Annotated in this window: 12 protein-coding genes; 8 read left to right on the plus strand and 4 right to left on the minus strand. The window is 50.0% G+C overall.

Annotated elements, in window-relative coordinates; genetic code table 11:
- Window positions 1-4: 4 nt before the first annotated feature.
- The 5 genes from RB297_RS01140 to RB297_RS01160 all read left to right on the plus strand — a co-directional run bounded on the left by RB297_RS01140 (window position 5) and on the right by RB297_RS01160 (window position 5,593).
- Window positions 5-559: a hypothetical protein gene (locus RB297_RS01140; RefSeq protein WP_375119499.1), complete on the plus strand. Its 555-nt coding sequence runs from the start codon at window positions 5-7 to the stop codon at window positions 557-559.
- On the plus strand, window positions 546-1,535 hold the full coding sequence (locus RB297_RS01145; RefSeq protein WP_375119500.1) for a hypothetical protein: 990 nt from the start codon (window positions 546-548) through the stop codon (window positions 1,533-1,535). The genes RB297_RS01140 and RB297_RS01145 overlap by 14 nt, the downstream gene beginning before the upstream one ends.
- Window positions 1,536-1,657: 122 nt before the next feature.
- Window positions 1,658-3,211, plus strand: a complete 1,554-nt coding sequence (locus tag RB297_RS01150; protein WP_036665385.1) for an ABC-F family ATP-binding cassette domain-containing protein — start codon at window positions 1,658-1,660, stop codon at window positions 3,209-3,211.
- Between the two features lie 313 nt (window positions 3,212-3,524).
- Window positions 3,525-4,334 (plus strand): aminoglycoside phosphotransferase family protein, encoded by an 810-nt coding sequence (locus RB297_RS01155; RefSeq protein ID WP_375119501.1) that lies wholly within the window; start codon window positions 3,525-3,527, stop codon window positions 4,332-4,334.
- Between the two features lie 182 nt (window positions 4,335-4,516).
- Complete coding sequence (locus RB297_RS01160; protein WP_213579796.1) at window positions 4,517-5,593, plus strand: ThiF family adenylyltransferase; 1,077 nt, start codon at window positions 4,517-4,519, stop codon at window positions 5,591-5,593.
- Window positions 5,594-5,677: 84 nt separating this feature from the next.
- On the opposite strand, the gene RB297_RS01165 is transcribed toward RB297_RS01160, so the two are convergent.
- Window positions 5,678-9,040: a discoidin domain-containing protein gene (locus RB297_RS01165; RefSeq protein ID WP_375119502.1), complete on the minus strand. Its 3,363-nt coding sequence runs from the start codon at window positions 9,038-9,040 to the stop codon at window positions 5,678-5,680.
- A 267-nt stretch (window positions 9,041-9,307) separates the two neighbouring features.
- Here RB297_RS01165 and RB297_RS01170 point away from each other — a divergent pair, with 267 nt between their 5' ends.
- Window positions 9,308-10,027 (plus strand): response regulator transcription factor, encoded by a 720-nt coding sequence (locus RB297_RS01170; protein WP_192572338.1) that lies wholly within the window; start codon window positions 9,308-9,310, stop codon window positions 10,025-10,027.
- A 40-nt stretch (window positions 10,028-10,067) separates the two neighbouring features.
- Here the strand turns inward: RB297_RS01170 and RB297_RS01175 are convergent, their stop codons facing one another.
- The gene (locus RB297_RS01175; RefSeq protein WP_009596005.1) at window positions 10,068-10,562 is read right to left on the minus strand and encodes a C40 family peptidase; all 495 of its coding nucleotides are present in this window, start codon (window positions 10,560-10,562) and stop codon (window positions 10,068-10,070) included.
- Window positions 10,563-10,830: 268 nt separating this feature from the next.
- Entirely contained in the window at window positions 10,831-11,475 is a 645-nt protein-coding gene (locus RB297_RS01180) for a thiamine diphosphokinase (RefSeq protein ID WP_009595987.1), read from the minus strand.
- 137 nt (window positions 11,476-11,612) lie between these two features.
- Between RB297_RS01180 and RB297_RS01185 the strand changes: the two genes are divergently transcribed.
- Both RB297_RS01185 and RB297_RS01190 read left to right on the plus strand, forming a co-directional pair.
- The gene (locus RB297_RS01185; RefSeq protein WP_009595985.1) at window positions 11,613-12,260 is read left to right on the plus strand and encodes a trimeric intracellular cation channel family protein; all 648 of its coding nucleotides are present in this window, start codon (window positions 11,613-11,615) and stop codon (window positions 12,258-12,260) included.
- A gap of 70 nt (window positions 12,261-12,330) precedes the next feature.
- Entirely contained in the window at window positions 12,331-12,795 is a 465-nt protein-coding gene (locus tag RB297_RS01190; RefSeq protein ID WP_096773396.1) for a low molecular weight protein-tyrosine-phosphatase, read from the plus strand.
- Between the two features lie 303 nt (window positions 12,796-13,098).
- Here RB297_RS01190 and RB297_RS01195 read toward each other — a convergent pair whose 3' ends face one another.
- The gene (locus RB297_RS01195; protein WP_036665370.1) at window positions 13,099-13,827 is read right to left on the minus strand and encodes an alpha/beta hydrolase; all 729 of its coding nucleotides are present in this window, start codon (window positions 13,825-13,827) and stop codon (window positions 13,099-13,101) included.
- Between the last annotated feature and the right edge of the window lie 229 nt (window positions 13,828-14,056).

Raw genomic sequence — 14,056 nt, forward strand, 5'->3', positions numbered from 1 at the left:
AACCATGTCTAATTCGGTATCGAAATGGTTTGCGGCATTTCTTGCGCTCCTTCTGTTATATTTGGTTCCCGCTGGCGAGATGGCAAGAAGACAGGATGACCTGTCACGACTCATCGTTTATCAATCCGTTACCAAATTCGTAGACAGTGTTCGCACTAAGGGATATATTACCCCGACCATGTACAATGACTTCCTTCAAGAGTTGGCGGCCACAGGGAACATTTACAATGTCGAGATGGAGCATCATCACAAGAAATACCACCCGGAATATGCCGATCCTTCGGATCCCGGATCATTCCTGAACCGTTATTCCGTCGTATATGATGCTTATTATCAGGATGATCTGATGGGTTATCTGTTCCCGGACTCGAATCTGGATAAAAGCGATGACAGCCGCCGCTACCGTCTAACTGCCGGCGATCACTTCCAGGTTAGCGTCAGCAGCTTGAATCGCACACCCGGATTGGTGATATTCGATACGTTGACAGGATCCAACTCAGAAGGAACAGCAGCTATCGCATTCCCTTACGGAGGATTGGTTCTGAATGAAGATTACTGATCTTGCCATCGTGTTTACTGCCGTGTTCTTCCCCATGTTTCTCATCCTAGGCATGCGCGCCGAGAGCCTGGAGGATGTCCGGTTTGCCGAGATGAAATATACGGGTGCTCTGCGCACGGCCGTTCAAGACGGCGGGATGAAACTGAACGATAACGAGACGCAGTCCAAGGAGTCGGCTTATGATTCCGTGAAGTATATGCGTGCGGATAAAGAACAAGCGCTGGAGTCATTTTCCCGGACATTGTATATCAACATGGGGATCGGAGATGACAAGGCTGCACAAGCTGCCTTATGGTGGTATATTCCTGCCATCGTTGTGCTGGACTATGACGGGTATTATTTGTTTGTATCACAGCCCTATGTTGACGATGACGGCAAGGAGCTTATGGAGCATCGATGGACTCCCAAAATTCCTTATGCCTGGAATGATGGCAGCGGCAACAGCATTCAGTTTACGCTGGATTCTTACGTTCAGGTATATGAATCCAATTCCTCTATCTGGCATTCTGGATTTCGGAAGGATCTCATTGGCAGAACAGGCGTGGCTTTGTTGGATCATGAGGATGTATTTGAACAAGTCCGGCGGATCACCATCGTGAATACGGTTCAAGAGCGTCTTGCCCATTACATACAGCTCCACAATCAAGTGGCGCTGCGGAACGGAATCTCTTATATGTTCACGCTGCCTTTGATTTCCCAGGAAGAGTGGGTAAATACGATTGATGATATCGGTATGATGGCTTTCATTCAAGGCATTCCCATGGGCGAACAATATTACAATAACTACGCGCTTGGAGCCGGCCGACTCGTTAAAGCTCCGACCTATTTCGGCGCGGTGGATGACAGGGGGCTCCCCTATTATTATCGGGATACCTGCTCATTCAACGATCGGGTGGAGGAGGTGTTTCCGAGCGCCAAGGAAGCAGCGGCAGCCGGTTATCATGAGAAAAGCTGTTATAATCCCGGTGTCCCGTGATTCCCGAAAATCGTAGTTTCGGCCGGACTCGATGATGTGTTACAATAAACTCTTGACTGTGTACAATTCGCTAAATTAACATGAAATAAGTTCATTTTATACAGACAGGAGTTACTATAGCCATGAGTTTATTGACCGTAGAGAACGTATCGCATAATTTCGGGGATCGTACTCTATTCAAGAATGTATCTTTTCGTTTGCTGGCCGGCGAACATGTCGGTCTTGTCGGAGCAAACGGCGTAGGCAAATCAACATTAATGAATATTTTGACGGGTCAGCTGCTTAAAGACAGCGGCAAGGTAGAGTGGACGCCGAAAATCCGTTACGGATACTTGGATCAGCATACCAAGCTGACACCGGGCAAAACGGTACGCGATGTATTGAAGGATGCCTTTCTGCCCCTGCTGGAGCTGGAAAAAGAAATGATGGAAATCACCAATAAGATGAGTGATGCAACGCCTGAAGAGCTGGAGCTACTGCTCGAACAGATGGGCGAGATTCAGGAGCAGCTGGACATCGGGGATTTCTACATGCTGGACGTAAAGGTTGAAGAAATGGCCAACGGTCTAGGGTTGTCCGTGATCGGCCTGGATCGCGATGTGGCGACATTAAGCGGTGGGCAGCGCACTAAGGTGCTGCTGGCGAAACTTCTGCTGGAGAAGCCTAACGTTCTTCTATTGGACGAGCCTACCAACTATCTGGATGTTGAGCACATTGAATGGCTGACTCAATATTTGAAGCAGTACCCTTATGCGTTCATTTTGATTTCCCATGATACGGAATTTATGAACCAGGTGGTCGACGTCATCTATCATTTGGAATTTGCGAAATTAACGCGTTATACAGCGAACTACGAGAAGTTTCTGGAAATGGCCGATATCAACAAGAATCAGCATATCGATGCCTACGAGAAGCAGCAAGAGTTCATTAAGAAGCAGGAAGACTTCATTCAGCGGAACAAGGCCCGCTACTCCACGTCCGGCCGAGCAAAGAGCCGGGAGAAGCAGCTGGATCGCATGGAACGGATTGACCGTCCTGAGGAAGCGGCTAAACCCGTATTTAACTTCAAGGAAGCCCGCGCCAGCGGTAAAACGGTATTTGAGGGCATTGATTTTGAGATTGGCTACGATCGGCCATTGCTTCCCAAAATGAGCATCATGATCGAACGCGGAGAGAAGATTGCCATAGTCGGATGTAATGGCGTGGGTAAATCAACGCTGCTCAAGACCATCTTAGGGAAAATCCCGGCCTTCTCGGGCAAGACATATCAAGGGGACTTTCTCGTGCCCGCTTATTTCGAGCAGGAAGTACGTCCGGGGAATATCACGCCGATTGATGACGTGTGGAACGAATTCTCACATTTGAACCAGCACGAGGTTCGTGCGGCCCTTGCTCGCTGCGGACTCAAAAACGAGCATATTACCCGTCCGATGAAGGCGCTTAGCGGTGGCGAACAGGCAAAAGTCCGTCTGTGTAAACTTCTGATGCGCGAGAGCAACTGGATTCTGTTTGACGAACCGACAAACCATCTTGACGTTGTGGCCAAGGAGGAACTAAAACGTGCCTTGAAGGAATACAAAGGCACCATCCTGTTGGTTTCCCACGAACCTGAATTTTATGAAGATTGGGTAACGAAGATCTGGAACGTCGAAGATTGGTCCAACCAGAACGCTTGACCCCATTGACGGATCACGATCCTGCTCACAAGTAGGATGATGAACCTGAATCTAAACGAGTTTAATCGTTTTTCATTAAGGATGACCGGAAGCACGCTGCTGGTCATCCTTTTTGGCGTACTCGATCCTCTTCGGCTCTCGGTCCTGCTATGGATGAATCCTTTTTTATGATATGCTAGAAGCAACTTGACATGAACGGAGGAGATGTTGATGGAAGACATGGATTTGACCATCGGGGCATCAATATATGAAGGGAATACACTTCCATTGCCCCATTAACCGTGTTATTCCCTTCCGAAGGGGAGACGAGTTCATGAATTCGGAAAATCCAACAGGACAGGGAGAGGGCCTTATTCTCTCCGCTGAGAAGTCGGTTGTACGACGAGGTCAGGTTGTGTATCGACCTTGCGGGGAATGGACCCCGTCCGTACACTCCTTATTAAGGCATTTGAAGCAAGCAGGGTTTACGTCCCTGCCTGATATTATTGGCTCGGGTTGGAATGAGGAAGGTCAAGAGACGTTAAGTTATGTAGAGGGCGAATTTGTTCATCCCGGACCTTGGAGCGATGAAGCCATCGTCGCTGTAGGACGATTATTACGTCAGCTTCATGACGCTTCCGCTACATTCTCTCCGGGTCCCCAGGGAGTATGGAAACCGTGGTTTCTACGTGAACTAGGCGATGCCGGGGTTGTATATAGCCATGGTGATATTGCGCCTTGGAATATGGTTACCCGCGACGGGATGCCTTACGCTTTAATTGACTGGGAATTCGCGGGACCTGTACATCCGCTTGTTGAGTTAGCCCGGGTATGCTGGCTCTTTCCGCAGCTGCACGATGATGATGTTGCCGAAAGAGTCGGCTTGCCGGATGCTAATGCCCGTGCAAGGCAGCTCCGTTTATTGGTTGACGCTTATGGCGTCGAACCTTCTCTTCGAACGGACTTGTTGGATATGATCGTAGAGGTGGTCGTGCGGGAAACGGCTGAAGAAGCCATTGAGCAGCAGGTATCGCCGGAAACGGAAGGTCTGTTATGGGGGATCGCCTGGAGAGCTCGGAGCGCTGCCTGGATACTGCGCCATCGTAGTATCCTTGAGAAGGCGCTGAATACCCGATTGTGTTAAGGCGAAATTCGTTAAACCGCCCATCCTGTTTAGCGGGATGGGTATTTTTGATCATGAATAGCTTTTAGTCAGATTTTATGAAAGTCAAACTTCATTAGCATGTTCGGAGAATGGATCGGGAGGAAACATACATGTCTGGACTACATGATAACAGGGGGAAGGCAATCCTCAAGGGACACCAAATGAACACTGCTTTGGAGTCCTCGGAGGGCAAGGAGGCTGCTAAAGCGGAAAGAGAGGATCGGTATTCCAGGCAAGAGCGGTTCACGCCATTGGGAAAGGAAGGACAGCTTCGCCTCCGGAACAGCCGCGTGCTCGTTCTCGGCGCAGGGGCGCTGGGAAGCGCCGTGTCGGAGACCTTGGTTCGCGCAGGCGTCGGACACGTGACCATCGTGGACCGGGATTACGTGGAATGGAGCAATTTGCAGCGTCAGCAGCTGTTTACCGAGCAGGATGCCATCAACCGGCTGCCAAAGGCCGTAGCTGCTGCCAAGCGGTTATCCGAGATCAACTCGGACGTCAGCGTGGAAGGTGTCGTTATGGATGTACGAGCCCACGAATTGTCGGTGCTGTGCCAAGGCGTTGACTTGATGATGGACGCTACCGATAATTTTGGAACCCGGCTGATCTTGAACGACATCGGTTTCAAGCATGGAATTCCGTGGATTTACGGGGGATGTGTCGGGAGCTCCGGGATGAGTTATACGTTTTTACCGGGAGAAACCCCATGTTTGAACTGTTTGCTTGGAATGATTCCTTTAGGCGGCGACACTTGCGACATTAACGGCATTCTCCCCCAAGCGGTACAGATGGTCGCTGCCCATCAAACGATGGAAGCGCTGAAGCTATTATCTGGAAACCGCCAAGCCTTGAGGAAAAAGATGCTGTCTTTTGATTTATGGCGTAACGAACAGTTGGAATTTGGAGTAGACCGTGCGAAAAAATCGGATTGCTCCACATGCGGCGAGGAACCGACATACCCTTATCTGTCGGCTGAGCATGCCGATAAAAGCGAAGTGCTGTGCGGCAGGGACACCGTGCAGATCCGGCCGGGCAGACCCATGCAGCTTCAACTGGAGGAGATGGCGGATCGATTGAACAGCCTGCCTCAAGGAAAAGCTACCGTTACCCCATATATGATCATTTTTCAGGCAAGTCCGCACCGTTTGGTTATATTTCAAGACGGCAGAACCCTGGTGCATGGCACATCGGATATCGCCAAGGCTAGATCGCTATATAATCAATACGTTGGCGGTTAAATAAGAAGGAGCAAAGCTAACGTGCTTCATCCCACATCGTAAACGGCAAAGGAGTGAGCCTCACAGGCCCACTCCTTTTATCGTTTAATCCCGAATCGCTTCATTCAAAATTAAATGGAAACCATTCTGGATGAAATAGAGATCAGGGTGAGCGATATTTTGCATGGTCAGATTGTTGAATGTTGCGGACCCGTTGCCCGTGTACGTGTAGATCGCCGCACCCGGATGCGGACTCGAGAATCTCGAGGACGTTACTCCGTCAAGTCCCGTACCGTCTATACGGATATGGTTAAACACGATGTTCTCAAACCCGCCGCCATAACCGAACTGTACCGCACTGCGCTGGGTGTTCAGAATATCGATGTTGGTAAACGTAACATTGCGGATCGGATCATTCGATGCTTCAAGGTCGATGGCCCCGCGCTCCCCGTTGTACAAGTCTTTACTGGTACCACTGCCAATGATGGTGGTATCGGAGAACAGAATGCCGGTATTGTTCTGGAAATGATATCCCGGGAATACCGTGTTCATTCGGATGCCGGAACCGCCAACGGTGTCTACAATCAAATTGTGAGTGGCCTTGTGACCGCTTCCCCCAAAGAAAGCGATGGCCGCCGCGCGCCAATTGTTTTCGATGGTGTTATAGGAGAAGGTGTTGTTAACACCCGCTGGTGCACCGTTCACGTTACTCGTCCAGACAGCGAGTCCATCGTCGCCGTTATTTCGAATGCTGCTGTTGCGCACCGTCGAATGGCTGGTCCCCTGCGCAAAATTAACCCCATCCGCTAAGTTGTTGCGGATCCGGCTGTTTTCTATGATCAGCCCTTCCGCGATCTTGGCCGGCGTATGGGCATAATCGCCAACCCAGAATCCGCATTCGAAATGCTCCACCCACACATTGTGAATCTTGGAGTTGGTGCCGAAATTGTCCATGAATCCTTTGTAAATGGCATTCTGATTATATCGGGACCGCAGATTCGAGTTGAGATAGATATGGCTGAAATCCAGCTGGCCCCCGATTCGAAGCGAGATCCCGCCGGAAGCCGCATTCGGGTTGGTAAATTGGATGTTGGTGTGCCAGATGCCTGCCCCCATAATCTTCATGTCATTGATCATATTGCCGACCGAGCCGATCTTCCACATATTGCCCAAATGGAACGTCCCCTCAGGAATGTATAGGGTTTTGCCTGATGAGGCCGCTGCCTGCACGGCAGCCTCAAATGCCGTTAGGTCATCTTGGCCGTCGTTGGGGATCGCACCGAAATCCGTGACGGAGACCGAGTTGGCAGGACGGGCGATAGCCGCAGGTACCGGCTCGATTTCGATGAAATCGACGCCGTATTCCAGGTTATCCGCATTAGACTTCTGAATACGGATTTTGTCTCCCGGCTGAAGCGGCGTATCCATTTTCCAGTGTACTTCATCGAACCGGAATAGAGGACGTCCTCCTCCAGGCGCATCTGCCGGATGATCGCTGGAAAAATACTGCCAGCTGTAGTAGGACGTTAATGGAACCGTCTTCTTCTTCGAACCGTTTACATAGACGTCGAGCGAGCCGTCTAATCCCATGCCGTCCGATGAGTCCGGCATCGTATATCGCATGGTGATGCCTGCGCCCCCTTCGCCTTCACGAACCGTCCATTCCAGGTTGGATCCGCTTGTAGGGAGAGCAACATAACGTTGTCCGGATGCTTCCGATGCCGTGAGTGCTTGATCGAACGTGGGCGCTGATTTTAGCAATGCGCCGCCGCCGCGTATGGCGTCATCGGTATCATAGCGGGTATACGGCATGCTGGCACCGCGTGATGAGTACACGGTTAGGTTGGCATGACTGACATTGTTCTCCCGTTTAACCGGTACTTCGTTAACATCGGGTGCCACGGAGGTTGTTAATGTATAGCTGCCGCTTGCAGCGGTCCATGTGCCGGGAATTTGGACGGTGGCGGATGCGCCTGCGGCAAGGGCACCATGGTAGCTACCGTTAAAGGTCTGGATCGTTGATCCGGCCGGATTCTTCAGTGCAACGGAAATCGCATGCGAGCCGCTAGCCGTGGCTTTGTTGCCTTGGTTCTTAAGATTGACGGTAAAGGCTACGGCATTGCCGGCCATAGGCGTGGTTGGCGTCCACTGTATCGTTCCTACCAAATCGGAGCTTTCCACGCTGCCAATAACCAAAGGGGACGAATGGGAATAGCTGTTGTTCCCATCGTTCAGCTCGATGATGTTGTCATCCTCGTCGACCTTGGCGCTGAGGGTATACGATGAAGCCGCTGGGGCTCCGGTTTGCAGGGAGACCGTGGCGGAAGCTCCTGCTGCAAGCGGCCCTAACGGCGAGGAGCCTGCTTTTGCGTCATTCAGGTAAAAATTGACCGTCGTAGCGCCGGCTTCCGCGCTTCCAATGTTTTTAACCGTGGCATGCAGTGTGATATCATCGTTTTCGCTCGGAGAAGACGGCGTCCAGGACATATCCGTAATGGTAAGGTCCGGGTTCTCGCCGGCGGTGCCATACACTTCAATTTCCGCAATCTGTCCCGCAGGGGCGCCGGAATTCGATGTTATGTTCAATTGCAGACGTTTAACCGTTGCATTTACCGGAATCGTTACGAAATTTCCGGAAGCGGGGGCGAACGTATAGGACTGAGCCGACACCAGATTACTAAAGGTCGTTGTAGTTTGGTCATGCCCAAGGACTTGTATGGTTTGCGTGCGGGCGCTCCATTCCGTAGACGGATTCAGTTTCAGTACGATGGAGGTAATATCATGGTTTGATTCCAGATCCAGGGTCAGCGTACTGGGGTTGCTGCCGCCTTCCCAGTAAGTTTGGACGTTGTTGTCGTTAGCATGGGCCGCTACATACGTGAAAGTGCTTGAGGAGGCGGTAATCGGTTTGCCGCTCGCGACATTGTTTCCAGTTGGAGGCGTCGGCGGGGAGACCGATGGTCCATAAATTTCAAATTCAGACAGCTGCGCAGCCGGCCATGTCGTATTGTTGGCTACACTTAAACGAACATATCTCGTGCTCGTTTCGTCAAAACTCACGGTCACCGAGTTTCCTTCGGCAGGGTCGAATGCATAGTCGGCCGGACCCGTGATATTTGTGAATGTCGTGCCGTTCAAGCTGCCTTGTACGCTCAGCGTTTGAGTCCGCGGCTCCCAGCTGGCAGGAAGTTTTAGGACGAATTCGTTGATGCTGGTGGCGGTACCGAGATCAACTTGTATCCATTGCGGGAACGCATGGTTGGTGCTTTCCCAGTACGAATTTGGGTTGCCATCGTTTACGTTGGACGGCCCGTAGGTTTGGGATTGGCCGCTAGCCGTCACGTTTTTGCCGATGGATAGGTTTATTCCGCCTGCTGCAGAAGCCTTAGCGGGAGGCCCGGCGGCCGTGAACACAATGGATACCAGCATGACTACGACTAGAGGCCATCCCACGAGTTTGTTGCGCATATTATTTTTCCTCCTTCATCATGTTTGATGAGTTATACCGGGTAAAGATATCCCCCTTTCCTGATCTTATATCCATTATAAAAATAACGTCTCGACCGAAATAAGATGCAATTCTACGGAAATCGTATGCGATCCCAGCATATTTTGGATCAGGCTTGAATTTTTGTAAGAAAATGCGTTCTGGTTGTTCTTCATCCATTGCAGGAGTGAAAGCAGGATGAAACAGACATACTTACATTATTAAGCGATGAAAGCGGGGGAGAACCCGTGGACAAAGTCATTTTGATCGCGGCAGACAATCAAGCTCGGATCCAGACGATAACGGAGATACTAGAACAAGCGGGTTATAAGGTTACAGACGCTGCGAATTATTCGGAAGTGGTTGCCGCACTGCAGCGCGCAGGCGCAGACCTGCTGCTCATCGACAGCAGACTGCCGGGTATGAACCAATTCAATCTCGTGGAGCGACTGGCGGGCAGAGGGGAACAGCTCCCGATCATTGTCATCGGAAGCGACGGTTCTAACGAAGCGATTCATGCTTTGGAAGCTGGAGCCCATGACTACATCCCGAATGACAGGGATGAGAGGGAGCTGTTGGCGCGAATTGCCAATTTGCTGAGGCTTTTTCAGACAGGACGCGCGGAACAGGAGGAGATCATCCGAATCGGAGATCTGGTGATCGATCCTTTGAGCCGCAATGTAATTCGGGAAGAGGAGCCCGTGGAACTGACTCATCGCGAATACGATTTGCTGTTGTTTTTGGCTCGAAGGCAGGGGCAGGTATGCACGCGTGAGGATATTTTAAAACAGGTATGGGATTATGATTTTCATACGGGTACCAACGTGGTCGATGTCTACATTCTCCATTTGAGAGAGAAGATCGATAGAGGGCGCAAGCAAAAACTGCTTCGTACGATACGGGGGGCCGGTTATAAGCTTTTATCCCAGAAAGAAATCGATGCAAGCAAAAAAGACCGCCTTCCCTGAGCGGAAAGACGGTCTTCGATATGATAAGTGAAAAATAAGACTACAGTACGCGACGAGCTTTCAGGTAAGTCTTGCTCCAGTTGCCGGACAGACTGGAGATCGTTACGCCAGGCTTGCCGTAAGTGTGCAAGATTTTGTTGTTGCCCATATAAACGGCAACGTGTGTTACGTTTCTGCCATTCGCACGGCTTCCGCTTGAGAAGAATACCAGATCGCCGGCTCTCAGGTTCGATTTCGAAACGGCCTTGCCGACCTTGGATTGGGCAGCGGACGTACGCGGCAGGTTCACGCCGTATTTTTTAAAGATATGTTTCATGAAGGAAGAGCAATCAAACACTCTTGTCGTGGATGTGGATGCTCCGAATTTATAAGGTGTTCCCATATATTGTTTACCGAAGTTAACGACTCGAGTTCCTGTGCTTACGGATGCTGCTTCTACAGGTGCCGGCGGTGCAACAGTTAGTACTGCGCCTACGCCCAAAGTTGCGCTCAAGCTGATGACTACGGCTTTCTTAATCCAATTCTGTCGATTCATGTTGTATGACCTCCAAGCAGTTATTGTTTTTTGCGATGAACCGAGTATATCAGATTTGAAACCGGCCATAATCTGGATAATCGGCGGAAGCCCTTGGGCCGCATGAAATGAAAGCGAATTATTAAAATATCATTAAAAGTAACAAAAAATTAAGAATTGCGGCTGATACGCGAGTTCTAAACAAGAAAAAACCCTTGATACACAAGGGTTTTTCAAAAGAATTACGAGGTTTAATATTTTGCGATAAAAGATGACAAAATAGTAATGATTAGCGATCCTTGCTTTGAATAATGAGCAGCAGACCGCCTTCGATCCGAACCGTTCCTTTCTCCTCGGCCAGCCTGTTGCTGACCCCGAGCGACTGCCCCAATCGCAATGTGGCATCTTGGAGCGGATACTGAAAACCTTCGAGATAAATGCCGGTAACTTCCGTGGTGAGCGGCAGAAGGGAGACATATGTAAACCCTTTGTTCTCGACAAGACAGCTGGAGCCCGTCAGGGTAATAAAATTGTTTTCATCTAATATGGAACACGGGATATGATGCTGAAGGCCGCGTATGAGCATGTGGATATTGGCCAGCGTATGATCCAGGCGCGTGCCCGTAGCCCCCAGAATCATGATGGATTCGGGCGAGCGTTCCATAGCCAGCTCGAAGGCAAGCTCGGTGTCGGTCAAATTTTTATCGATCGGGTCACAATCGATGACCTTTCCGCTCATGGAGTGGACACGATCCATCTGCTCGGGCGGAATGGAATCGAAATCTCCGACGGACAGATCGGGTTTGATTCCATGTTCAATCAAGAAGAGAGCGCCGCGATCGGCTCCTATAATGAAATCCCCTTCTTGGACCTCATTCAGGAATCCCGTTGACAACTCCCCACCTGTGAAGATCAGGACGCGAGTGTGTTTCATTATATATTCCTCCTTTTTCGAGAGAATTGTCATTGAATTCTAGTATAGTGCAGTTTTCATGCTTGCACAATTTTAATAGGCGCGGCTACAATGTAGTATGTAAATTGACGGGGGAGCGGGGGAACTGAATTTTGGACATGCATGTGTTTGACGTATTCAGCATCATTGGCACCATTGCGTTTGCCATGTCCGGAGCTTTTGTGGCAATGGAAGAGGAATACGATATTTTGGGGGTTGTGGTGCTTGGATTGGTCACGGCCTTCGGCGGGGGTATTATAAGAAACGTCCTGATCGGCGTGCCGGTTACCACCCTGTGGGGTCAGGGAGATTTAATCATGCTGGCGATGATTTCGGTTTTCGTGGCGTTTGTGCTGCCGCTCGGCTTGATTCAGCATTGGAAGAAAACCGAGGCCTTGTTTGATGCGATCGGGCTATCCGCTTTCGCGATTCAAGGAGCATTATATGCTACGCAAATGAATCATCCATTGAGCGCGGTCATCGTGGCGGCTGTGCTGACAGGCAGCGGCGGAGGAATGGTCCGCGATTTGCTGGCCGGGCGGAAGCCGCTCGTGCTGCGCGACGAGATTTACGCGGTCTGGGCCATGGCAGCAGGTGTCGCTATCGGCTTAGGGGTCGCCACCAAGACCTGGCAGCTCTTGACCTTATTTGTTATAGTCATCGTTTTCAGGATGCTGTCCGTTCTATATAAATGGAGATTGCCCAGAAGGTCGCTGCACGCAGCCCAGTCTTCGGCAGCCAGCGGAAAAGAGGTCAGATCCGGTTAAAATAAGGTATGGAACAGATTAAATAAAATTTCTCGATTGCGATTCATCATAGCGTGGAGGTGGAAGGACCATGGTATCCGTTTTGTTTGTATGTTTGGGCAATATCTGCCGCTCGCCCATGGCGGAAGCGGTGCTGCGGCATAAAATAGTACAGCGCGGGCTGCAGGATCAAATAAGCGTGGATTCGGCCGGCACCGGGGATTGGCATATCGGCAGCATTCCCCATGAAGGCACGAGAAAGCTGCTCGACAGCTGGCGAATCAGTTATGAAGGAATGGTCGCGCGCAAGGTAGTCAGCGAGGACCTTGAACGTTTCGATTACGTTATCGGCATGGATGATTCGAATGTAACGAATATCCGCAAGTTAGCGGGAGGCGATCAGGCTGAGATCCTGAAGTTCATGGATTTGCTGCCGAACGAAAAATTGCGCGAGGTGCCCGATCCGTATTTCACCGGAAACTTTGACGAAGTGTACCGGCTGATTGATGCGGGGTGCGACATCTTACTGGACAAAATCATGGAAGAAAAGCTATAATCGATTCGAACAAGCGGTGAATCAGCCGCTTTTTTGAAGAACATCATTGAAAGCGATACCAAGAAGAACGGGCTGCTGAACATAAAAGATGAACAATGCACATTCCATAAAAAATGCGCGGTTGTTCATCTTTTTTTGGAGTGGGGCAGAAGCTGCAGACGATCATGTCCTAGCTTTGCCTCACAGGTATTCTTTTTGCCAACGGATTTCAATCGTAACGCGTGGGGTCCCGATTGGGACAGTTAAACCATTTTGCAGTAACAGGTCATTTATATAGCCCATGGATTTTGCCGATTCAAACATTTAACCAAGGAAGTACATAAGGGCAGCAGGGAGCTCTTTTTGCCAAAATCCCCAAAGGTGACGACCTTCTTTTTCAAGATATGATACGGTAGCACCCCGTTCTTCCAGCAAAGCCTTTGTTGAGCGATTTAATTCGACGAAGTTATAGACACCTGTATCGGTTGCGTAGTTGTCTTCTTGCAAGCCTACAATCATGTAAATGTTGAGCCAGGACAAATCACGCTCTTCCTGAATCATGTTCTGGGTCTTCTCATAGTAGGCCCCGGACAAGCTGATGATTCTTGTGAAAAGATGCGGATAACGCAAGGCCAAATGCACGGAGACGCTTCCCCCGAGGGAGTCGCCGGCAAGCACTCTTTCCGCAGGCTCTTTGCGCACGGGATATTTTTGCTCCACGAAGGGAATAATCTCTTCGGCGAAGCAGGACAGGTAAGCATCGAAGCGGTTGCCGAACGGCGCGTACTCCTCGGTTCGTACCTTGGTGTTCACTTCCACGCCCACAATGATGAACGGCTCCACTCCTTCTTCGAGGATGAGCTGGTTGGCCCAGGTCGCGATGCGGCCGAAGTTGAAAAATTCCTCTCCGTCCTGACAGTAAACGACGGGATAGCTGAGGATTTCATTGTATCCGGGAGGAAGATAGATGCGCAGCGTTCGAGTCTCCTGCAAAAACTTGCTGTCAATCACTTCTTTTACGATGGTTCGCTTCAATAAACGTTCATTCGTCATCATTCGTCACCTTTTTCGGGTTAGTTTTTGAAATGCGGTAAACAATAAGTTAAAATTACCCTGACATGTTGAAGTTGTCTGCTGTTCTATGATGTTTGTCATACTGTTATAGTATTATTCGTCAACTGTTATACATACAAACGTGAAAGAATATGAAATTTTATCCCGTATTTCTTTGACGAATGGAGTGAAACAGGTGTATAATAATTCTATAACAGCGGAACTTGAT

It is taken from the genome of Paenibacillus sp. CR_12, assembly GCF_041953985.1.
In the GTDB taxonomy this organism is placed as follows: Bacteria; Bacillota; Bacilli; order Paenibacillales; family Paenibacillaceae; genus Paenibacillus_AQ; species Paenibacillus_AQ lautus_A.